At 53.8% G+C, this 20,844-nt stretch carries 20 protein-coding genes and 1 riboswitch; of the genes, 9 read left to right on the top strand and 11 right to left on the bottom strand.

Annotated elements, in window-relative coordinates; translation table 11 throughout:
• Positions 1–40: 40 nt before the first annotated feature.
• Genes ABD920_RS12045 through ABD920_RS12035 form a run of 3 tightly spaced genes read right to left on the bottom strand, consistent with a single transcriptional unit; the run spans position 41 to position 2,960 of the window.
• Positions 41–718 carry a TetR/AcrR family transcriptional regulator gene (locus ABD920_RS12045; protein ID WP_345159301.1) on the bottom strand — a complete coding sequence of 226 codons (678 nt, stop codon included), beginning with the start codon at positions 716–718 and terminating at the stop codon, positions 41–43.
• Positions 693–1,364, bottom strand: coding sequence for a carbonic anhydrase family protein (locus tag ABD920_RS12040; RefSeq protein WP_345159299.1), 672 nt, complete (start codon positions 1,362–1,364; stop codon positions 693–695). The genes ABD920_RS12045 and ABD920_RS12040 overlap by 26 nt, the downstream gene beginning before the upstream one ends.
• Before the next feature lie 30 nt (positions 1,365–1,394).
• The gene (locus ABD920_RS12035; RefSeq protein WP_345159298.1) at positions 1,395–2,960 is read right to left on the bottom strand and encodes a SulP family inorganic anion transporter; all 1,566 of its coding nucleotides are present in this window, start codon (positions 2,958–2,960) and stop codon (positions 1,395–1,397) included.
• A 456-nt stretch (positions 2,961–3,416) separates the two neighbouring features.
• Between ABD920_RS12035 and ABD920_RS12030 the strand changes: the two genes are divergently transcribed.
• Positions 3,417–4,367 (top strand): NmrA/HSCARG family protein, encoded by a 951-nt coding sequence (locus ABD920_RS12030; RefSeq protein WP_345159297.1) that lies wholly within the window; start codon positions 3,417–3,419, stop codon positions 4,365–4,367.
• A 137-nt stretch (positions 4,368–4,504) separates the two neighbouring features.
• Here ABD920_RS12030 and ABD920_RS12025 read toward each other — a convergent pair whose 3' ends face one another.
• Positions 4,505–5,104 (bottom strand): DNA-3-methyladenine glycosylase, encoded by a 600-nt coding sequence (locus ABD920_RS12025; RefSeq protein ID WP_345159296.1) that lies wholly within the window; start codon positions 5,102–5,104, stop codon positions 4,505–4,507.
• A gap of 126 nt (positions 5,105–5,230) precedes the next feature.
• A riboswitch (cobalamin riboswitch) is annotated at positions 5,231–5,436 on the top strand.
• A 103-nt stretch (positions 5,437–5,539) separates the two neighbouring features.
• Here ABD920_RS12025 and ABD920_RS12020 point away from each other — a divergent pair.
• Both ABD920_RS12020 and ABD920_RS12015 read left to right on the top strand, forming a co-directional pair.
• Positions 5,540–7,459, top strand: coding sequence for a TonB-dependent receptor plug domain-containing protein (locus ABD920_RS12020; protein WP_345159295.1), 1,920 nt, complete (start codon positions 5,540–5,542; stop codon positions 7,457–7,459).
• A gap of 21 nt (positions 7,460–7,480) precedes the next feature.
• On the top strand, positions 7,481–8,590 hold the full coding sequence (locus ABD920_RS12015) for a YncE family protein (protein WP_345159293.1): 1,110 nt from the start codon (positions 7,481–7,483) through the stop codon (positions 8,588–8,590).
• An 84-nt stretch (positions 8,591–8,674) separates the two neighbouring features.
• Here the strand turns inward: ABD920_RS12015 and ABD920_RS12010 are convergent, their stop codons facing one another.
• A complete protein-coding gene (locus ABD920_RS12010; RefSeq protein ID WP_345159291.1) occupies positions 8,675–8,950 on the bottom strand; it encodes a hypothetical protein in 276 nt (91 codons plus the stop codon).
• 168 nt (positions 8,951–9,118) lie between these two features.
• Here ABD920_RS12010 and ABD920_RS12005 point away from each other — a divergent pair, with 168 nt between their 5' ends.
• From ABD920_RS12005 to ABD920_RS11990, 4 genes are all read left to right on the top strand, one after another.
• Positions 9,119–9,292, top strand: a complete 174-nt coding sequence (locus ABD920_RS12005) for a hypothetical protein (protein WP_345159288.1) — start codon at positions 9,119–9,121, stop codon at positions 9,290–9,292.
• Positions 9,293–9,347: 55 nt separating this feature from the next.
• A complete protein-coding gene (locus tag ABD920_RS12000) occupies positions 9,348–9,572 on the top strand; it encodes a DUF2798 domain-containing protein (RefSeq protein ID WP_345159287.1) in 225 nt (74 codons plus the stop codon).
• A 501-nt stretch (positions 9,573–10,073) separates the two neighbouring features.
• On the top strand, positions 10,074–12,278 hold the full coding sequence (locus tag ABD920_RS11995) for a B12-binding domain-containing radical SAM protein (protein WP_345159285.1): 2,205 nt from the start codon (positions 10,074–10,076) through the stop codon (positions 12,276–12,278).
• 183 nt (positions 12,279–12,461) lie between these two features.
• Positions 12,462–12,956, top strand: a complete 495-nt coding sequence (locus tag ABD920_RS11990; RefSeq protein WP_345159283.1) for a nuclear transport factor 2 family protein — start codon at positions 12,462–12,464, stop codon at positions 12,954–12,956.
• A 351-nt stretch (positions 12,957–13,307) separates the two neighbouring features.
• Here ABD920_RS11990 and ABD920_RS11985 read toward each other — a convergent pair whose 3' ends face one another.
• The 5 genes from ABD920_RS11985 to ABD920_RS11965 all read right to left on the bottom strand — a co-directional run bounded on the left by ABD920_RS11985 (position 13,308) and on the right by ABD920_RS11965 (position 17,894).
• Complete coding sequence (locus tag ABD920_RS11985; protein WP_345159281.1) at positions 13,308–14,228, bottom strand: SMP-30/gluconolactonase/LRE family protein; 921 nt, start codon at positions 14,226–14,228, stop codon at positions 13,308–13,310.
• Positions 14,229–14,520: 292 nt separating this feature from the next.
• Positions 14,521–14,928, bottom strand: a complete 408-nt coding sequence (locus ABD920_RS11980; RefSeq protein ID WP_345159279.1) for a DUF1801 domain-containing protein — start codon at positions 14,926–14,928, stop codon at positions 14,521–14,523.
• A gap of 120 nt (positions 14,929–15,048) precedes the next feature.
• Entirely contained in the window at positions 15,049–16,128 is a 1,080-nt protein-coding gene (locus tag ABD920_RS11975; RefSeq protein ID WP_345159277.1) for a ligand-binding sensor domain-containing protein, read from the bottom strand.
• A gap of 260 nt (positions 16,129–16,388) precedes the next feature.
• Positions 16,389–16,574, bottom strand: a complete 186-nt coding sequence (locus ABD920_RS11970; RefSeq protein WP_345159275.1) for a hypothetical protein — start codon at positions 16,572–16,574, stop codon at positions 16,389–16,391.
• Between the two features lie 132 nt (positions 16,575–16,706).
• Complete coding sequence (locus ABD920_RS11965) at positions 16,707–17,894, bottom strand: THUMP-like domain-containing protein (RefSeq protein ID WP_345159273.1); 1,188 nt, start codon at positions 17,892–17,894, stop codon at positions 16,707–16,709.
• Positions 17,895–18,078: 184 nt separating this feature from the next.
• On the opposite strand from ABD920_RS11965, the gene ABD920_RS11960 reads away from it, so the two are divergent.
• Positions 18,079–18,765, top strand: a complete 687-nt coding sequence (locus ABD920_RS11960) for a DUF4397 domain-containing protein (protein ID WP_345159271.1) — start codon at positions 18,079–18,081, stop codon at positions 18,763–18,765.
• A gap of 124 nt (positions 18,766–18,889) precedes the next feature.
• Positions 18,890–20,197 (top strand): adenosylhomocysteinase, encoded by a 1,308-nt coding sequence (gene ahcY, locus ABD920_RS11955; RefSeq protein WP_345159269.1) that lies wholly within the window; start codon positions 18,890–18,892, stop codon positions 20,195–20,197.
• Between the two features lie 88 nt (positions 20,198–20,285).
• Here the strand turns inward: ahcY and ABD920_RS11950 are convergent, their stop codons facing one another.
• Positions 20,286–20,834, bottom strand: a complete 549-nt coding sequence (locus ABD920_RS11950; protein WP_345159267.1) for a hypothetical protein — start codon at positions 20,832–20,834, stop codon at positions 20,286–20,288.
• Positions 20,835–20,844: the final 10 nt, after the last annotated feature.

Here is a 20,844-nt window from a genome sequence, read left to right as displayed (position 1 = left end):
CATATAACCAACAGCACAATAAATACCGCAGCGCATATTGCTAACTGATAGTTTTAAACACCAGCTCCGTCAGGAATGCTACCAACTGATCCTCTTTGCTGTCTGAGATGTTGGTGAGCGAGGGGAGGTGTAGCGAGAAGAACTTCTGGTAATGCGCCGTTTCGGCCACGGTGGAAACCAGCGAAGCAGGAAACTTATAAGCAGGATTTATCTCTCTGATGATGTCCGCAACACGCTTGCAGAAGCGTTTATAGCTGAAAAAGAAGCCTTCCCTGTTGTTGTCATCCACCTCCTTGGTCAGGTACACCTTCGCCGATTCTGCCACCACGACCCTTTGCAGCGCCACCTCGTCCACGTGTGCAAAGTTCATGTCCTGCTCTATGTTGCCAGACAGGATCGTGATGGCGATCATCAGCCTTTCATCTGCGGCCAGTATATTGTTGGTGGCAAAAACAAGCCGGTACTCCAGCCAACTCCAGTACCAGGAGATCAGGTAGGAGAGCAGCATATGCTTGCTCTCAAAATACCTGTATATCGTAGCCTCCGTTGTCCCTATCTTCTCGGCCAGCTTCTTGAACGTAAAAGACTCCAGCCCCAGTTCGTCCAGAAGCAGTATACTCTGTTCCACGATCTGCCGGCCTTTCTCCGAAGATTCAGGGTTTTTCAGGTATACTTTCTCGTCTACATGAATTTTAATGTTTGCCAGCAAGCTTTTCATCAAGTATCTGATTTTTCTGCGGTGCGCGATCATAGAAATCCACGGTGCCGGTCTCCACGTTGTACATGCCCCCTACGATGCCGATCTCTTCGTTTTCGATCATCTCACGAACAATACTACTTCTATTTTGAATTTCTTCCATCATGTTGAGCACATTTCTTTCGGCTACCATGTCCACAAACGCAGGGTTGGCCGAGCTTCTGTCGCCGTTGTAGCGGAGGTCTACCATAGCCGGCTTAATCTTGTCTATAAGACCCGTCAGGTTACCCATTTTCACGTCGTCGCAGGCTCCCTTTACGGCGCCGCAAGCCGTGTGCCCTAAAACCACAATCAGCTTCGAGCCAGCTACCTTACAGGCAAACTCCATGCTCCCCAGGATGTCCTCGTTCACGATGTTGCCCGCAATCCGGACGCTGAAGATGTCGCCCAGGCCCTGGTCAAAAATAAGCTCGGCCGACGTTCTGGAGTCGATGCAGCTGAGCACAATGGCAAAAGGGTGCTGCCCCTGTGAGGTTTCGTTCACCTGCTGCAACAGGTTACGGTTAAGCTTAAGGTTGCTGACAAATCTTTTGTTGCCGTCTACCAGGAGCTGGATGGCTTTCTCTGGCGTTAGTTCCGCCTGCATTTCTTTTGTGAGGGTTCTCATATCTTTCAGTTGGTTAAAATGTTTTTGCTTTTAGAGTAAGACCTTTTCTTCCTTCAGCCTTTCCGTGTCTTCCACCTCCCTGATCTTCAGGTTGATGTTTTTACTATGGGCGGTTTCCTTAAAATCTTCGATCAGCTCCTGCACATCCGGGTCGATGTAGGCCGATTTGGAGTAGTCGATTTCCAGGTCCACGTTGTCGGGCAGCTTCCGTAAGGTCTGCAGGATGTTCCCTTTGTTCAGGAAAGAGATCTCCTCCGCCAGGATCATGTAGTATTTTTCACGGGCTCCCTCGTTTTTGTCTTTGTACAGGTAGTGCGATACTTTGTAGTTGTTGCGCAGCACATGGGCGATGGCCACCGCCATGCCGATACCGATACCGGTCAGAAGGTCCGTGAAAACAATAGCGACAATCGTGACTACGAAAGGCAGAAACTGGCTCCAGCCATTCCTGTACATGCTCTTGAACAAGGCTGGCTTGGCCAGTTTATAGCCCACAACCAGCAGAATAGCGGCAAGGCTCGCCAGCGGGATCATGTTCAGGATACCCGGGATGAGGATCACGCAGGCCAGGATGAGGATACCGTGGATAAGGGCGGAAAGCTTCGTTCGCCCGCCGGACTGGATGTTGGCAGAGCTCCTGACGATCACCTGCGTCACAGGCAAACCGCCGATCATACCGGACACCATATTGCCTACGCCCTGCGCCACCAGCTCTCGGTTGGCGGGGCTGATTCTTTTGTAAGGGTCCAGCTTGTCGGTCGCCTCCAGGCACAGCAGGGTTTCCAGGCTCGCCACCACGGCCAGCGTGCCGGCAAGAAACAATACATCGTAGGTGAGCACACGGCTGAAGTCCGGCGCTGTGAACTGCTGCCGAAAGCCGCCGAAGCTATCGGCTACCGGAAGCACCACCAGGTGGTTGGCGGCCAGCGCAAGCTGCGGGTAATAATCGCGGAAAACCACGTTGAGGAGAATCCCCAGCAGCACGACAACCAGAGGCCCCTGAATCAGCTGAAAAATTTTATGCTTCTTCGTGAGTACCTGGTCCCACAAAATAAGAATGGCCAGCGACAGCGCGCTGATGATCACTGCCCCGGGAGTGATATAATTGAAGGTATTGAACAATTCACTGAAGGTAGTGCCACCATCAGGCTCGATAAAATGAACGTCTCCTTCGTAGTCAGAATCGTATCCGAAGGCATGCGGGATCTGCTTTAATATGATGATGACGCCTATGCCTGCCAGCATCCCCTTGATAACCGAGGTCGGGAAATAGTACCCGATGCTGCCGGCCTTCAGCAGTCCCAGCGCCAGCTGTATGGCACCGGCCAGCACAACGGCAGAAAGGAAAACCTCAAAGCTTCCGAGGCCCTGTATGGCCTGCAGCACAATTACCGCCAGACCCGCTGCGGGCCCACTGACACCCAACTGGGAGCCACTGATAAGCGAGACTACGATACCCCCTACAATACCGGCAATAATGCCCGAGAACAGCGGCGCGCCTGAGGCCATGGCAATGCCCAGGCACAGCGGAACGGCCACAAGGAATACCACGATTCCTGCGGGCAGATCATTTTTAATTTCTTTCAGGCTGATCATCTTTCTACGAATGTAATATCATTTAAAACAATAGCAATACTATAGTTACACGAAGTAAAGTAATTTTGTTTAGAAGTTATACATGCTGCCTTCGTTTTTTATTAAATTATTTAGCGACAGACAGATAGGCGTCGTTCCTCCTTTGGTTGCCACAGACTGTAAAGGCGGCTGAGTTTCCTCTCACCAACCCTTTCCCCCATTAGCATCAACTATATATAGAAATCAAAGACATGCTATATGCCTTCGGGGGTAATCTCCTATATAAGGAGCAGTATTGCATCGGGTGCGCTTTCGTGGGCAGGTATCGCTGTCAACTACTACACCATAGCGTCAACTTACAGAAACACAAGGTATACGGTGTGCTGAAACTTGTGAGTAACTGCCTGTTATGAGGTGTTTTGCGTAAAGTATAGGAAGCGTAACAGAGGGCTAAACTTTATATCTTAAATCAACTCTATGCCACAGAAAAAGATTATCGTTGTATTCGGAGCAACCGGGGCCCAGGGAGGCGGTGTTGCCCATGCCATCCTGCAAGACAGGAACAGTGAATTCGCTGTGCGTGCTGTCACCAGAAACCCCGATTCAGATAAGGCGAGAGAACTTGCCGGAATGGGAGCGGAAGTAGTAGCTGCAGACATCGATGACAAGGAGAGCCTGAAGAGAGCCCTGGAGGGAGCATATGGCGCCTATATGGTCACGTTTTTCTGGGACCATTTCTCGCCAGAGAAAGAGTATGCCGAGGCGCAGAACCTGGCAGAAGCAGCCAAGGCTGCCGGGCTGCAGCATGTGATCTGGTCCACGCTGGAAGACACCCGGAAATGGGTGCCGCTGGACGATGACCGCATGCCCACGCTGCAGGGGAAATATAAAGTGCCGCACTTTGATGCGAAAGGCGAGGCAGACCAGCTGTTTACGGACCTTGGCGTGCCCACCACTTTCCTCAGGGCCTCTTTTTACTGGGACAACTTCATCCACTTCGGTAGCGGGCCAAAGAAAGGACCCGATGGCAAGCTGTACCTGACTTTCCCGATGGACGACAAAAAGATGGCGGGTATAGCGTCTGAGGACATCGGCAAATGCGCCTACGGAATCTTTAAAAGAGGAAAAGAGCTTATAGGCAAGACAATCGGTGTGGCCGGTGAGCACCTGACTGGCCAGGAGATGGCTGCGGCCATGTCGAAGGCTTTAGGGCAGGAGGTAATCTATAACAATGTGTCGCCGGATACTTTCCGCGGATTTGGCTTCCCGGGCGCAGATGACCTGGGCAATATGTTCCAGTTCTACCGCGACTTTGATGAGGCCTGCAACAGCGTACGGGATGTGAAGTTCTCAAAAGAACTCAACCCTGAACTGAAGTCGTTCGACATGTGGCTAGCCGAGAACGCACAGAAAATACCGTTGGACTGAGTTTATATTGGGGGCGGCCGCCGCTGCTATATATAAGCCTGCGCTGGTGCCCCCTAGGAACACTCCCCGAACAGGCCAGGGCTGGTTTATTATCAACGGCCTCCACTCATTTATAGATAGCAGCTTTGCTTATATCCTCATCGCTTCCTGCTCACCCACTTATTGCCCTTCAGCCAGAACCGCCAGGGAAGCTGTGCGTCCTCGCCAGCGTAGTCGATGCCGATGCGGGGACCCGTGGCTATATCCGCTGATGCTATCGGAGTGCCCCGGTCTTCCAGCCATACCGTATCCCCTGTCAGGTCTGCCCCATACAACTTTTTGTTGATGCCCAGTGCGACGCTCATCACGCCGGGTCCGGCCGTCAGGTTTGGTTTCGGTATCGCCATATTCCGGCGCAGCAGCATTTCTTCTATTCCCTCCTGTGGCTCGATGGCCCGCACGAGCACCGCGTCGGCGCTGTCCTGCCGGTTTGTGATGATGTTGAACAGGTGATAGATGCCATATACCAGGTACACGTAGGCCACGCCGCCCTCGTGGTACATGATCTCGGTGCGCTGGGTGCGGCGGTTGAGGTGCGCGTGGCAGGCCTGGTCGTTTTCCCCGGAATAAGCCTCCGTCTCCACAATCATGCCGCCTGTCAGGATACCATTTATGTTGGTGAATAAATACTTCCCTAGCAGCTCCTGCGCCACCTGCACCACATCGGGGCGGGTATAGAATGATTTCGGCAGCTTCATGTCCGTTGCTCGTGTCTCGTTGTTAGTTGTTCGTGTTTGGTTGGTACGGCGTACTGCCTGACGAGTTAGGGTCCTCCTCTCTCTTGTCCTATATATAACCCGTAATTCGGAATTCATAATTAATCCTTACCTTTGCGCCAGATTGGTGGCTTTTACTACTGCCGTGGTAAAGGCCTTAAAAGGGAAGCAGGTGTGAATCCTGCGCTGTTCCCGCAACTGTCATCTTCATAAAAGGGTTAGCCTAAACCAACGGCCACTGTGCAGCATCTGCAGCATGGGAAGGCGGGCTGACTGAAGAGAGCCAGGAGACCTGCCAGTCCGACACTGATTTGTCGTATGCTTTCGGGTAAAAAGCTGCACGGCCTCCGCTGTTATGGCGCCTGCTGTTCTCCTTCTATACCCTCTGCATGCTTCGGGACTAAAGCGACTGTGCACGTGGTATTATTCTCTTTCCGTATGTTTTGGGTGTGGATCGCCTGCTCTGTTGGGCTGGCCGCAACTGCCGTGGCGCAGCAGGACACCGCGCTGCACCGGCTGCGCACCGTGGAGGTGTTCGGCAAGCCCGCTGAGGTATATGCCGCCGGCAGCCGCGTCAGTTCTGTCGATAGCAGCTACCTGAGCACCTACGCCTCCGGCTCACTCGCAGATGCCCTGCAGGCCCGTACCCCCATCTACTTCAAGAGCTATGGCGTCAGCGGCCTTTCCTCCGTTGCTTTCCGCGGCACCAACGCCTCACAGACGGCCGTGCTCTGGAACGGGCTCAACATTGCGCCTGCCACCCTGGGCCAGTCCGATTTCTCCACGCTCCCGCTCAGCGGGATAGGGGAGGTGGCGGTGCAGCACGGCTCGGCCGGGGCCCTGTACGGCAGCGGGGCAATAGGCGGGGCGGTGCTGCTGCAGTCTCCTGTATCTACAGGCGAAGGCGTTGGGCTGGAGGTGCAGCAGGAGGCCGGGAGCTTCGGCCGCTATTTCGGCAGCGGGCGCGTCCGCTTTGGCAGTGAGAAACTGCAGGTGGGCGCCAGCGCCTACGTTCGCGTTGCCGAAAACGATTTTCCTTATAGAGACGTCTCCCGCTTCGGCACGCCCAAGGTCAAGCAGGAGCACGCCGGGCAGCAACTGCACGGGTTTACCCAGGATCTTGTATATAAACTATCCCCCAGAACACAGGTAGGCTTGCACGGCTGGTATACGTACGCCGACCGCGAACTGCAGCCGGCCATGGGGTCCGCCTATAACGAGGCGAAGCAGCAGGACGAGAACCTGCGCCTGCTGGCAGAGCTGAAACACAGCAGTGACTGGGGCCAGACGGATATAAAAGCGGCTTACTTCAAGGATTACCTCCACTACACCGACCTCGCCACCAACTCTATTGCGGATGTGCAGACGTACCAGTTGCAGGCCGGGCAAACCTATACCCGGGGAACCAGCTGGAGCCTGCGCGGGGGCTTTAACCTGCAGCATTTTGTGGCAGAGAACGACGGCTATGCCGGGCAGCAAGCGGAAAACAGGGGGGCGGCGTTCGCGCTTTTCCGTTACAACCCTGTCGCGCCACTGGCGCTGAGCCTGAACGTGCGCCAGGCTTTTGTGGAAAACCATAGCCCCTTGCCCACGCCGGCTTTAGGCTTCGACTGGAAATTTTACAACCGGAACAGGCACCAGCTTTCCCTTAAGGGCAACGCCTCGGGCAGCTACCGCGTGCCGACCCTCAACGACCGCTTCTGGATTGGGGCGGGTAACCCGGACCTGAAACCAGAGCAGGGCTGGAGCTACGAAGGCGGGCTGCGCCACCTGCTGGTGCTGGGCAACACGCTGCTGCTGGAGACGGAGGCCACCGCCTACCGCATGCTGATCGATGACTGGATCCAGTGGACGCCGGACCATACCGGTAACTGGCGCCCCGCCAATCTGCAGAAGGTGAGGTCGCAGGGCATCGAGTTTAGCAGTCAGGCCACCGCTACGGCGGGTGCCGTGCGGCTTACCGGTGCCGCCAGCTACACCTATACCTCCTCGGAGCAGGTGGCCATATATGAGGGGGCAGGCGACAAGGGCAAGCAATTGATGTACGTGCCGCTGCACAAAGCTGTATTTGCAACAACTGCCGCTTACCGCGGCTGGTCGGTGCTGGGCAACCTGAATTACACGGGCCTGCGCTATACCAGCAACTCCGGGACAAGCAGCCTGGATGCCTTCCTGCTGCTGCAGCTGGCCCTGAGCAGGAAGCTGCAGCTCCGGCAGAACACGCTCCTGCTCACCCTGCGCGCCGACAACGTGACCAACGCTGCTTACCAGACCATGGCGTACCGCGCCATGCCCCCGCGCGGCTATACCTTCAGTTTACGCTTTATCATTCCATAACTTATATCCATGCATCAGACGATGAAAAAAATTAACTTATTCCGCCGTTTCCTGGCGGCTGCCGTGCTCCTGGCCGGCTCACTCGGCTTCACGGGTTGCGACAGCGACGATGAGGAAGTAGACCCGGTAACCGAAACCGAAGTCCGCGGACCCTATGACCAGCAGGGCGTTTTTATACTGAATGAGGGGAATTTCGAGACGCCGAACGGCTCAGTCTCTTTCCTGAGCGACAGCGCCGGCCACGCGGTGGTGAACAACATCACCCAGAAAGCGAACGACAACCGCCTGCTGGGCGATGTGGTGATGGACCTGGACCTGCTGGGCGAACGCGCTTATATTGTGGCTAACAACAGCAACAAACTGGAAGTGGTAAACGCCTTTAGCTTCAAAACAGAGGGCATCGTGGACTTAAAGCAGCCGCGCCATTTCACTGTTGCCAGCTCAGACAAAGGCTATGTAACCGAGTGGGTGGAGTATGGCCAGCCCGGGCAGGTGTCCGTAATCGACCTGAATTCGCTGAAAGTGGTGAAGACCATCCCGGTGGGCCCGCAGCCGGAGGAACTCCTCGTGGTGGACGGGAAGCTATATGTCGCCATCAGCGGCGCTGACGTGGTAACCGTGATCGATGTGACTACCGACGCAGTGGAGCAAAGCATCCAGTTGACGGACGGGCCAGCGGAACTGGAGCTCGACATGAAAAACAAGCTTTGGGTGCTCGCAAAAGGAAAAACCGTTTATAACGACGACTGGAGCGTGAATTACGGGGAAACTACCCCCGGCGCGCTTGTGTCGGTAAATACGGCCAACAACACGGTTGTCAGTACCCTGACGCTCGGCAGCAACCAGGCCACGCCGGACAACCTGGCCATCTCAGGCGACGGCGGCAAACTGTACTACAATTACCAGGGAGGCACGTTTGAGCAGAGCACCAGCGCCACCAGCCTATCCACCACCCCCCTCATCAACCGAAGCTTCTACGGGCTGGGCGTTGACCCCGACAACGGCTATATATACGGCGGCGATGAAAACGGCTTCGCCGGCGACGGCACTGTCTACATCTACCAACCAGATGGCACCAAAGTGAACGAGGTAAAAGTGGGAATCGGGCCGAACGGCTTCGTTTTCAACTAAACCCTGCTCTCTCCGGTAAAGCAGCAGCGCCTGCCCCCGTAAGGAGGCAGGCGCTGCTGCTTTACTTATTTATATGGTACCTGCTTATTGCTCCTCGTCGCGCTCCACGCCTTCGCCCGTGCCGTCGCCGGCATGCACGGCGCTTCCCTCTGCATCCTCACGCTCATAGTATTTGTCTTCCAGGTCGGTGGTGTCGCTGTAGCGGGTGGTGTTGCCGGGTTCGTCACCGATCATCTCTCCCTCGTCCTTTATATCGCTCCGCTCCACGTTCACCTCGCCTGGCTGTGTCCCCGTGTCGCAGGCGGCCAGCCCGAAAACGGCGATGGCGGTTGCGCCCAACGCCAGTAAATTTGTCCTCATTTTATTCTTATTCATCTGAATCAGTTCTTTCCGGTTAAACATATCATGCGGCTGATTTCCTTACAGCCGGCCCTTTTGTGTACGTCTGCGGCGCGTTTTATGTTGAAATGGCGGCACCGCGGCGGCCACCCCTCCGTAAAGAAGAAAGAAGCATATAGAAACACAGCAATGGAAGAGAACAAACCGAAATCCCCGATGCAGGAAACCACCAAAGACGATTCATCGGATGTGGAGAGAGTGAAGCAAGACAAAAAAGGGCCGCCGCCGCAGCCCCGGACCAGCCAGGGCGGCGCTGGCAATCCGGCCCGGGAAGAGGAGGAGGCGGAAAAAGGGCACTCCTGATAAGCATATATGGCAGCCTGTTCTGTAAATTGCGCTGTCATCCCTTCTATATAGCATGAAGAAAAAAGTACTGGCACCGCAGCTCAAGCGCAGCCTGCTCCTGCTGGCCGTAATCAGCCTGCTGCTGGCCTCGGCACTGGAAATCTATGTTTTCGGCTTCACCCCTGATTTTATGGTGCGGTGGCTGCGCAGCTTCTTTGTGTTTTTTGTGCTGATCGCGGTAACGGTGCTCGCCATCGTGCCAGGCGTGAACTACGTCGTGAACAGGTTTTCAAAATAGGCAGGTGTAGCAGGCAAAGGCCGGGGTGAAGCCTGGCTGTCAGCGCCTCGGCGTATATAGCCGTCTCCTTTAAGGTGATAAAGCCACTGTCAACTGCATATGGCGCACGAAGCTGTTCTTCAGAACCTACCTTCCAGGGAGGGGAAGCTGTAGACAGTTGAAATGTAAGGCGCAAGTTCCAACGAACATGGGTATAAAAGCCTTCTTTCCAAGCCGCTGTTGCGCCTGAAGCGCCGCAACAGGTTCGGGAGATACCTGCGCAACGGGCACCTGTCCCGGCGGGAGAGCGGTGCAGGCACCGGCCCAAAGCAGCAAGGCCAGGGGCGTTACCATCCGGGATTTGTTTTCCGGCAGTAGGCATGAAGGGGATATATAAGCAGGAGGGTGAACTTGCCTTCGGCTACTGCTGTTGCAAAAGCGGCGGCTACCGACACTTGCCCTTTTATATGTAGCTTTGCCTTCCGGGCCTATTGAAAGCCCTTTTATTTTAATTAATCTACCTTGGAGAAACCATCCATCCTGCTCCTGACGCCCCCGCTCACGCAGCTCAATACGCCCTATCCGGCCACAGCCTACCTGAAAGGTTTCCTGACCGGGCGTGGCTACGAAGTAACGCAGGCCGATATGGGCATTGAGTTGGTGCTGCGCATGTTCAGCCGCCCGGGTTTGCAGCAGATCTTCAGTGCCATCGAGGCCGGGGAGTATGAGCTGTCGGATAACAGCCTACGGATGCTACGCCTCAAAAAAGAGTACCTGCAAACGATAGAGCCGGTCATCCGCTTTCTGCAGAACAAAGACAGTACCCTGGCCCAGCAGATCAGCTACAGCCGCTTTCTACCGGAAGCGTCGCGCTTCGACCAGGTGGAGGACATCGACTGGGCCTTTGGCAGCATGGGCATCTCGGACAGGGCCCGCTACCTCGCCACATTATATTTAGAGGACCTCGGCGACCTGATCAAGGAAACCATATGCCCGTACTTCGCTTTCAGCCGCTATGCTGAGAGCTTGGCCATGTCGGCCACGCACTTCGACCCGCTGGAGGAGGCGCTGCAAACAGGCCCCAACCTGGTAGACCAACTGCTGCTGGAGCTGCTGGAGGAGCGGCTCCAGGCGGTGAAACCTGATGTGGTGGGTTTTTCCATTCCTTTCCCCGGTAACCTATATGGGGGGCTGCGGATGGCGCAGTATATCAAGCAAAAATATCCCCATATAAAAACGATGATGGGCGGCGGCTACCCCAATACAGAGCTGCGCAGCCTGCGCGAGCCACGCCTGTTTCAGTACATCGATTTCGTGACGCTGGACGATGGCGAGGGCCCCTGGCTGAAACTGCTGGAGCACCTGCAGGGGCAGCGGCCGCAGGACCAGTTGCAGCGCACGTTCCTGCTACAGGAGGGCGAGGTGGTATATATAAACAACTGCCCTGAAGCCAACGTGCCGCACACCGAAATCGGCACGCCCGATTACAGCGATTTGCCTTTGGCCGATTACCTCTCGGTGATCGACGTCATCAACCCGATGCACCGCCTCTGGAGCGACGGCCGCTGGAACAAACTCACCATTGCGCACGGCTGCTACTGGAAGCGCTGCTCTTTCTGCGACATCACCCTCGACTATATAAACCGCTACGAGGTGGCCCCGGCCGCGCTGCTGGTAGACCGCATCGAGCAGATTATTGCGCAGACAGGGCAAACGGGTTTTCACTTCGTAGACGAAGCGGCCCCGCCGGCCCCGCTCCGCGACATGGCCATCGAACTGATCCGAAGGGGCGTGAAGATCTCGTGGTGGGGCAACATCCGCTTTGAGAAGACGTTCTCCCCGGATCTGTGCCGCCTGCTGGCCGCCTCGGGTTGTATTGCCGTGTCGGGTGGTTTGGAGGTGGCCTCCGACAGGCTGCTGGCGCTGATGGAGAAGGGCGTGAGCATCGAGCAGGTGGCGCGCGTAACGGACGCGTTCACGCAGGCCGGCATCATGGTGCACGCCTACCTTATGTATGGCTTCCCGACGCAAACGGCCCAGGAAACCATCGATTCGCTGGAGGTTGTGCGGCAGTTGTTTGTGAACAACGTGATCCAATCCGGTTTCTGGCACCGCTTCAGCATGACGGCGCACAGCCCCGTGGGGAAGAACCCGGAGAAGTACGGCGTGGTGAAAGTAGGGCCGGAGGAAGGCCCGTTCGCTAACAACGACCTTTGGCACGACGACCCCACCGGCACCGACCACGAGCTGTTCGGGCCGGGCTTGGCAAAGGCCATCTATAATTACATGCACGGCGTGGGGCTGGAGCAGCCGCTTTCGTTTTGGTTCGACTTCAAGGTTCCACGTGTGAAAACCAAGCCGGACCTGATCTATAACGCCATTCAGCAAGCGCCCAAGCCTGATGCGGACCGCCGCAATGCCCGGGTGTTGTGGCTGGGCAACCAGCCGGAGCTGGAGTTCACGATGATGGCGAAGAAAGGGCAGACGATTGAGCGCTGCGTCCTCACCTTCTACGAGAAAGGCGAGGACTTTCAGGTGAAGACAACGGCCAGCATCGGCCAGTGGCTTTTCGATGTGCTGCAGCAGGTAAGCACCGACAGCACAGAAACCGTGCTGCTGAAACAACTGGAGGCCTCTTTCCCGGCAGACGCCCACCTGCGCTTCACTGAGTTCCTGAGCTCGCCGAGTTGGTTTGAGCTGCGCGAGAAGGGAATGCTGCTTTTGTGATGTAAGGTGCAAAGCAAAAAAGGCGGAGGCTATATATAACCATATATAGCCTCCGCCTTTTTTATTGTTTTCAGCAGGAACAACAAGCCCCTGTTTGCGCTGCAAAATATCTCTACCAAACGGCTTTGCACTGCGACGTAAATTCGATAACTTCATTCCCGTTCAAAACGAAAGCCGTTCTTCATGAAGCTCAATATCTATCCCGCAGTAGCGCTCCTCTTTCTGGCAGGGAGCTGTTCAGACAATGCCTCCACCGCAGTGCAGGACACACCGGAAGCCCAGGAAACAGCCATGAGCCAGGAAGCACCTGCAACCGGTATCAGCGAAGACAAGACACAGGAAGTGCTGGATCACCATTGGGAGGCTTTTAGCCAGAACGACATGGAGGCCGTGATGGCCGATTACACCGAAGAATCCGTTTTGATAACGCCGGATAGAACGTATGCAGGGTTGGAGGAGATACGGACCAACTTTGAAAATGCGTTCAAGGCTTTCCCAAAGGACCAGACTACTTTCCAGTTAAATAAATCTGTGGTTGAGGGGGACGTGGCCTATATCCTCTGGCAGGCGAAAACACCGGCGTTCAACCTCTCCTACGCCACCGACACCTTCATCATCAGGGACGGCAAAATCATCAGCCAGACCTATGCCGGAGTTGCAGACGCGGCGCAAGAATAGACAGCACGCCCGCAGTTTACTCTAAATTAAGCAAGGACTAACTCCCCTCCTTATTTTCAAGGAGGGGCAGGGGTGGTTTTACACGTTCCTATATAAGTGGTTACTTTGCCCCTTCTATCCCACGCTGGCGCGATTTTGTAACCCGTGCCTCTCTATATAGCTGTGTGGTTTGCAATGCGTGAGGCCGGAGGCTCAGGGAGAGGAAGTCATGAGCGAGGACGCCTGCGCCATATAACGGCTATATATAAACACAGGCAGATGAAGCCCGTGTGGGGCAATCCTGCCGCTAAGGCTGACGCGCCCTCCTTCTTTTCAGGGAGCAGCAGTTTTTTCGCGCTTATATATAGATGGCTACTTCACGCCTTTCACGTTCATCTTTAAGCCATATACGCTGTCCATGGCTGTAATAAAAAGCGTTTTTCGGTCTTTGCCTCCAAACGTCACGTTTGCCGTCCACCCCTCATCGATGGGAATGTGGGCGATCTGCTCCCCTTTTTTATTGAAAACGGTCACGCCCTTTCCGGTGAGGTAGATATTCCCCCGGTTATCGATGGTCATGCCATCTGACCCCATGGGTGCAAACAGGGTTTTGTTCGCTAAACTGCCATCTTTCCGGATATCGTACACATAGGTTTTGCTTGCTCCGATATCAGCTACGTACAGCTTCTTCCCGTCCGACGTTCCTACAATACCGTTGGGCTGCGTAAGCTCTTCGTCTGCCCGTGTCAGGCGCTGCCGATCAGGACTGAGGTAGTACAGGTGCTGGCCATCCTGCTGCATTTCCGGGTTGCGGGTCCAGTAGTCTCTTTTGTAGAGCGGGTCAGTTATATACATCCCGCCGTCTGGGGCAATCCAGAGATCATTAGGGCCATTGAGCAGTTTCCCTTCATAATCTTTTATAAGCACCGTGTGGTTGCCGGATTTATCAAAGGACCAGAGCTGGTTGTCCTGGTCGGCGGCGGCGATGAGGTTGCCTGCCTTATCGATGTACAGGCCGTTGGAGCGCCCGGTTTTTTCAGCGAAAGTGCTCAGGTCGCCGGTGCCCGCCGACCAGCGGATGATCTTGTCGTTGGGCTGGTCGGTGAAGTACACGTTGCCTTCCGCGTCTGCGGCCGGACCCTCGGTAAAAGAGTAGCCATCGCCCAGCAATTCTACCTGCGCGCCCTTGGCGACGATCGATTTTGTGTCTGTGATTTGAGCGGAAAGCAGTGCCGGCCAGAAAAGGACCAGGGCGGCGCTTAGGCATGCTGCGATTTTTTTGGGATGCTTCATATGGAGTATGAATTCTTTAATGTTGTTCAACGTGCTTGTACGTAATTCGTGCGAAGCGTAAGGTATATAGCAAGGTAAAAGGCTTATTTCTTTCTAATTTCATAACTAAGACATTCCCTGAGCCGCCAACATGGGGGTAAATAACGAATAATGGCATTTCAGGGGAGACATTGAAAGCTAATTTTGCTTAGCGGTTAGGGTATTGCCGAAGGCGGGGATACTTAGAACTACAGTTAAATAGCATTACGACTGTTGATTTACTTCCGTCAGACCCGCTTTAGGCAACACTACGTTAGCAGTCCGTTGTTTTTGCCTTTGTTGCTTTCATCCATCTATTCACGATGTATTCCAGTTGCGATGCAGATTTCTCTATACCGTTTATATCCTTAAAAGAGGCCACTGCTCTATCATTCTCTTTCCAAACTAGAAGTCCCGAATCGTCAGCAATGATTTTTTCCTTAGGTTGAGGTAGTTTCTTAACGCCTCTGTGGAAAATTAATTGAATTTGCTTTGGCGGATGGATTCTCATTGTTATTCGGTCTTCGTTCTCAAAACAATAATTTGGTCCATTCCACTTTATGTTTTCTGTTATTCTATTATCAGCGTTTAAAATTATCAGTCGTAACTGTTCTATTTCGGCTCTTAAAGAGTGATGCAAGTCGTCCAGAAATTTAGTTACTTCAATGTTCAGGTTGCCCATATCGTATTTTTCGGGTTTTGATTTGAGGTGCTCCTGGGCATACTACAATGGCGGTCAACCGTGTTCGTGCAGCCGATGTGCGAGGCGTAGCCGCAGCATGCAGTATATAGGCAGGATCTTTTACTTCTGAGTAATTTTTATCAATCCAACGTCACCTGCTGCTACCCATACGGTGTTTGAATCATCTACTTTAATATCTGATATAAATGTACGGGGGAAGTTTCCATTCTCAGAAGAAAGCACTGTCCACTTCTTCCCGTTATATTTGTAAAGGGTGTAGTTACAGGCAGGGCAAGACTGGTCAATGGAGGTTGCAATCCAAATATTATCCTTCTTGTCATATGCAGAAGCAGTGATGCGGTTTGAGAGCGTTAGCTTTGGGTTGGCAGGCGATATGTCAGTCCATGAGCTATTGCCGTCAAAAGTCTGCATGTACCCTTGCAGGTTATCCTCTTTGCTAAAGAACATAGCGGCTGGTGAAGTAAGAATAAGTTTGTTTGTGCTTGAAAAAGAGATGTCGTCTACGAGGTTGTACTTGATGGGAGAGTTTGACTTGTCGTACAATTGCCATTCTTCCTCCTGCACTTTTATCAATCCTCCTTTTCCTTGAAACATACCAAGCCCGAGCCAGACAACGTTGTTCCTGTCTGTCGCCATGGTTGTAATAAAATAATGGGGCATTATACTGTTTTCATCATTGAAAAACTGCCAGTTTATACCATCGAACAGATATAACCCGGACTTCTCCATCTCCTTACTTGTAGCGCTTACCCACACCCTGTTCAGGTTGTCAGCAGTGAGAGACACAACGTATGTACCTTTCATGCCAGAGTTGGAGGCGTTGTAAGTCTTCCACGTTTGCTGGTCAAGCATGGCGACCCCTCTCTTTGTGCCAATCCAAATCCTGTTCAGGTTATCTACTGAAATGGATGAAACAGAATCATTCGGAAGAGGGGAGTTACTGGTGTTATACTGAGTCCAATGAGTTCCATCATACTTCACAACCCCCTTATCAAATGTTCCAATCCAGATGTTAGAGCTATTGTCGATAGCAAGAACATTCACAAAATCTGTTGGTAAGCCCGAATTGCTGGTATTGAACAATTGATAGTTAACAGACTCTTTTTCAACTGCATCTTTTTCGCATGAAGAGAGAACTAACATCAGAAGTAATAGCAGTGGAACAATGCTCAGTTTCATAAAATTATATATTAGCCAACTTGTAGATATACGGAGTCATTACGTTTAGCCAACCAACTGTAGGCAGGTAACCGTAACTGAGCTACCGAATATACTATATATAAGGGGTATTATAAATCTGCTAAGTATTTTTCTGTGATATAAGCAGTAGCAGCGCCAGATACTGAACTATACACACATCGCATAAATTACAGCAGGGCAAAAAAAAAGCAGCCACAACGCTTACGCTGTGGCTGCTTCCTGCTTGGGTCGCACAAGTGCTATTTCTTATTTTTCTTGGTCTCTTTATCTTGAGCGTTGTCGGTGCGGGCCTGTGGCGTCTTGTCCTTCGGCATCGGGGTGTTTGTCACGTCCCGCTCCAGGCTGTTGCCAGTGTCTGATTTATCTCCTTTGCTCTTATCTGTCAGTTCAGAATTCTTTTTCTGGTTCTCTTTATCTGTGCTCATAGCTTTGGTGTTTAAGTTTGGTGAAATCCATTTTTTCGGCAAGCCCCGTTCCGGCATCTTCAGAGCTGGCACGGGCACCTGCGTTTTATACTACGGATGCCTGCCGTGCTTGTTTAGGATTCCCTTGCGGGCTTAAGCTTTCCGGCAGATGAGTACAATGGGTTTTTGGTGCATATCGGTGGTGAAGAAGAGGTAGGTCTGGCCGCCTTCCCGGATGCCGGTCTTCCGCCGGATCTCCGCCACGGATTCCGGGAAGTTGCGCACCGTAATGTTGGCCTGCTTGCCCGGAAGCTGCCTCAGCAGCTCCTTTTTGTTGTAACGGCTCACGGCCATGCACTCGAAACTGCGCCCTGGGAAGTCTGGCACCAGCGTGGCCGAGGTATACAGATGGCTGTTGGGGTGCAGCTTGTGCAGGTGCAGGTGTTGCCCCAGGTAGCGGTAAGCGCCCGCTTTCAGGATCGCGGCATTCGGCTCATATATATATAACTCCGGGTCTGCGTACGAAACAGGGGCGGCCTCTTCGTCTGCTTTTGTGAAACACAGCTGCTGCGCTGTGCCTGTTGGCAAAAGGTTCACGGCGGTGCGGGCGGCGTGCGCTGGTTGCGGGGCGTCCGGCTGCAGCAGGTAAAGCACCTCTTTCACCTCGTTCTGCACCGCCACCACCCACACCTTCGCCACGCACTGCAGTTGCGCCAGCGCCAGGTCGATGTCCAGCATCGGCGAGGTTTTCAGCAGCACCGCGTTGGCTTTCGAGAACAGGAGGGGGAGCAGGTGCAGCACATCCGGCTCGCAGTCCTGCAGCAGGTGCAGTTTCTCGTTGGCGCCGCCCCGTCGCGCAGGGTCTATATAGAGCACGTCCGCTTTCCCTGTAAAGTTTTCCAGGAACGCCTCTGCCGTGGTAGCGAGGCTTTGGATGTTGTGCGCCCGCAGCAGCCCGAAATTGTATCGGGCGATCTCCTGCAACTCCGGGTTCTGTTCTATATGAATGACCTCAGCAAAGCGGCGGGCAAAGTGAAAGCTGTCTACCCCAAACCCGCCAGTCAAGTCGATTAAAAGTTTTCCTGAAAGCAGGGAGGCCTTGTAAGCGGCGGCTGTCTCCGAGGAGCTCTGCTCCACCGACAGCGCCACCGGGAACACCACCTCCGGGTGCTGTGCCCACGTCGGGAGCTTCTGGGCGGCTTTTTGGCGGGCCTTTATCTGCTGCACCAGTTCCGGGAGCGGCAGGTGCGGGTACCTTTTTGCCTGCAGCATCAGGGCAGGGGCCTCCTCGTGCCGGTGCTCCTGCATAAAGGCTATCTCCTGGGGACTAAATGTGCGCATAGAGTATGGGGCAGCCGCTGTGGCAGCTGTGGATGATCACCTCCTAAAGATAGGCGATTTTAGGGGGGAGTGTCAATACAAGAAATATTTGTTTAATATTTTTGTAAAAATGTTAAACAAATATAAGCACTACAGGTTGGTAAGGTATTATCAATCAATTATAAACTTAAAAAAATTTATTGCTATGAAAAGATGGATGAAACTAATGTTGCTGGTTGTGTTGCCAGCCACCGTGCTTGTAAGCTGCGACGAGGACGATGAAGAAGTAGTACTGGACAATGCCGATGTGATGGTGGTGCATGCCTCGCCCGACGCACCCGGGGTTGACCTGCTCGTGAACGACACCAAAGTGAACAATGCCCCTCTTACATACCCCAACAATACCGGTTACCTGAGTGTGCCTTCCGGCACGCAGAACATCAAGGTGAACGCTGCCGGCACCTCTACCACTGTGATAGAGGCTGACCTGGACCTGGAACCAGACGGTGACTATACTGTATTCGCGATCAACACACTGTCTGACATAGAGGCGCTGGTGCTGGAAGACGATCTTTCTGACCCGGCCGATGGCATGGCACACGTGCGTTTTGTGCACCTTTCCCCGGATGCGCCCGCAGTGGATATAGCCGTGCAGGGCGGACCGGTGCTGTTCAGCAACAGTAGCTTTAAGGACGCTTCAGACTTTATGCCTGTGGCCGCCGGCACTTACACGCTGGAAGTGCGCCCGGCGGGTTCTACTGATGTCGTGCTCACCATACCGGATGTCACCCTGACAGACGATGCCATTTACACCGTGTTTGCAAAAGGCTTCCTTATGCCGCCGGCAGGCAATATGAACGAACTCGGAGCTGAGATTATCCGCAACGACTAGTTTCTCTGAGCAATAAGTGTAAGCTGCAGTGTGTGCTATCTTGCTACACGCTGCAGCTTACTTATTTGATGTTGAGCAACAAATTGTTTAATTTTGAGTTTTCAATACAGGAAAACACGCGAACATGATTGATACAGAATTAAAGTACAAAGTAAAGGATATTTCCCTTGCCGCCTGGGGCCGCAAAGAAATAAGACTGGCAGAGGCTGAAATGCCGGGTCTGATGGCTATCCGCGAGGAGTTTGGGCCAAGCAAGCCGCTTGCAGGTGCCCGCATCGCCGGCTGTCTGCACATGACGATCCAGACCGCCGTGCTGATCGAGACACTGGTGGAACTGGGCGCCGAGGTGACCTGGTCTTCCTGCAACATCTTCTCTACACAGGACCATGCCGCCGCCGCCATTGCCGCTGCCGGCATATCGGTATATGCCTGGAAAGGGATGACTGCCGAGGAGTTCGACTGGTGCATTGAGCAGACGCTGTTCTTTGGAGACGAGCGCAAGCCGCTGAATATGATCCTGGACGACGGTGGTGACCTGACCAACATGGTGCTGGACAACTACCCGGAACTGGCTGGTGGCATCAAGGGCCTCTCTGAAGAGACCACCACGGGTGTGCACAGGCTGTACGAGCGCATGAAGAACGGCACGCTGACCATGCCTGCCATCAACGTGAACGATTCTGTTACCAAGTCGAAGTTCGATAACAAGTACGGCTGTAAAGAGTCTTTAGTAGACGCGATCCGTCGTGCCACGGACGTGATGATGGCCGGTAAAGTAGCTGTTGTGGCTGGTTACGGTGACGTTGGCAAAGGTTCTGCCGCCTCGCTCAGAGGTGCCGGTGCGCGTGTGATCGTGACCGAGATCGACCCGATTTGTGCGTTGCAGGCTGCGATGGACGGTTTTGCGGTGAAGCGCATGGAGGATGCCGTGAAAGAGGCTGACATCGTGGTAACGGCTACCGGTAACAAAGACATCATCCGGGAGCAGGAGTTCCGCTCGCTGAAGGACAAGGCCATCGTGTGTAATATCGGCCACTTCGACAACGAGATCGACATGGCCTGGCTGAATAAGAACTACGGCAATACCAAAGACGAAATCAAGCCGCAGGTAGACCTGTATAATATCGAAGGCAAAGACGTGATTGTGCTGGCGGAAGGCCGCCTGGTGAACCTTGGCTGCGCCACTGGCCACCCGTCTTTCGTGATGTCTAACTCCTTCTCGAACCAGACGCTGGCCCAGTTGGAGCTTTGGACGAACGCAGATGCCTATGAGAACAAGGTATATACGCTGCCAAAGCACCTCGACGAGAAAGTTGCCCGCCTGCACCTGTCGAAGATCGGTGTGGAACTGGACGAGCTTCGTCCGGACCAGGCAAGCTATATAGGTGTGGAAGTAGAAGGCCCTTACAAGCCGGAGTACTACAGATACTAAGCCTCAGGCTATATATAAAGAAGAAGGCCGGTGCAATTACTGCACCGGCCTTCTTCTTTATAGGGGTATTCATTCTGTATATATAGGACTATTGTAAATGCGCCAGCAGCAGTTCTACGTTCACTTGCATCTCTTCCTCTACTTTCACCAGCCCTCCCAACTTGTGTGGGGTTGCCAGTGCGAAGTCAGAGAAGCTCAGGCAGAGCGTGGTGCTCAGCTTGTTTCCTGCGTGGCTGGCGAAGTTCACCCCCCGCAGCACCTGCGTCTTTCCCGCCAGTTGCAACCGAAGGGTGCCTTTTAGCTGCTGCCCCTCCTGCACCAGTTCCAGCATTTCTACCCTTACCAGCGGGTATTCCCCGGCTTTGAGGGTGCGCTGAAAGTCGCGGGTGAGGAGCAGGTTGCCGCAGCCAAAGCCTTTCACCGGCAGGCGCAGCATCAGCCCTTCGCCCTGCGCCACCTGGCGGTTGATGAACAAGGTGTCGCCTTGCCGGCTGCTGCTATAGGTGCAGTTGATGTTACCCATCGAAGTGGCGGCCTTCACCGTGATGCGCTCACCGAGCACCACCAGGTAGCTTTCTTTGGCTGCCCGGCCTGGGAAGAGCGACAGCAACGCCAACATTAACTGCACCAGTAGCATGAGCTTGTTC

Source organism: Pontibacter saemangeumensis (assembly GCF_039541895.1).
GTDB classification, from domain to species: domain Bacteria; phylum Bacteroidota; class Bacteroidia; order Cytophagales; family Hymenobacteraceae; genus Pontibacter; species Pontibacter saemangeumensis.
This window is presented reverse-complemented; position numbering and strand designations above follow the sequence as displayed.

Excerpts from the sequence above, each read along its gene's own strand:
- ABD920_RS12045 (WP_345159301.1), bottom strand. The coding sequence starts at position 718 with ATGAAAAGCTTGCTGGCAAACATTAAAATTCATGTAGACGAGAAAGTA.
- ABD920_RS12040 (WP_345159299.1), bottom strand. The coding sequence starts at position 1,364 with ATGAGAACCCTCACAAAAGAAATGCAGGCGGAACTAACGCCAGAGAAA.
- ABD920_RS12035 (WP_345159298.1), bottom strand. The coding sequence starts at position 2,960 with ATGATCAGCCTGAAAGAAATTAAAAATGATCTGCCCGCAGGAATCGTG.
- ABD920_RS12030 (WP_345159297.1), top strand. The coding sequence starts at position 3,417 with ATGCCACAGAAAAAGATTATCGTTGTATTCGGAGCAACCGGGGCCCAG.
- ABD920_RS12025 (WP_345159296.1), bottom strand. The coding sequence starts at position 5,104 with ATGAAGCTGCCGAAATCATTCTATACCCGCCCCGATGTGGTGCAGGTG.
- ABD920_RS12015 (WP_345159293.1), top strand. The coding sequence starts at position 7,481 with ATGAAAAAAATTAACTTATTCCGCCGTTTCCTGGCGGCTGCCGTGCTC.
- ABD920_RS12010 (WP_345159291.1), bottom strand. The coding sequence starts at position 8,950 with ATGAGGACAAATTTACTGGCGTTGGGCGCAACCGCCATCGCCGTTTTC.
- ABD920_RS12005 (WP_345159288.1), top strand. The coding sequence starts at position 9,119 with ATGGAAGAGAACAAACCGAAATCCCCGATGCAGGAAACCACCAAAGAC.
- ABD920_RS12000 (WP_345159287.1), top strand. The coding sequence starts at position 9,348 with ATGAAGAAAAAAGTACTGGCACCGCAGCTCAAGCGCAGCCTGCTCCTG.
- ABD920_RS11990 (WP_345159283.1), top strand. The coding sequence starts at position 12,462 with ATGAAGCTCAATATCTATCCCGCAGTAGCGCTCCTCTTTCTGGCAGGG.
- ABD920_RS11985 (WP_345159281.1), bottom strand. The coding sequence starts at position 14,228 with ATGAAGCATCCCAAAAAAATCGCAGCATGCCTAAGCGCCGCCCTGGTC.
- ABD920_RS11980 (WP_345159279.1), bottom strand. The coding sequence starts at position 14,928 with ATGGGCAACCTGAACATTGAAGTAACTAAATTTCTGGACGACTTGCAT.
- ABD920_RS11975 (WP_345159277.1), bottom strand. The coding sequence starts at position 16,128 with ATGAAACTGAGCATTGTTCCACTGCTATTACTTCTGATGTTAGTTCTC.
- ABD920_RS11970 (WP_345159275.1), bottom strand. The coding sequence starts at position 16,574 with ATGAGCACAGATAAAGAGAACCAGAAAAAGAATTCTGAACTGACAGAT.
- ABD920_RS11965 (WP_345159273.1), bottom strand. The coding sequence starts at position 17,894 with ATGCGCACATTTAGTCCCCAGGAGATAGCCTTTATGCAGGAGCACCGG.
- ABD920_RS11960 (WP_345159271.1), top strand. The coding sequence starts at position 18,079 with ATGAAAAGATGGATGAAACTAATGTTGCTGGTTGTGTTGCCAGCCACC.
- ahcY (WP_345159269.1), top strand. The coding sequence starts at position 18,890 with ATGATTGATACAGAATTAAAGTACAAAGTAAAGGATATTTCCCTTGCC.
- ABD920_RS11950 (WP_345159267.1), bottom strand. The coding sequence starts at position 20,834 with ATGCTACTGGTGCAGTTAATGTTGGCGTTGCTGTCGCTCTTCCCAGGC.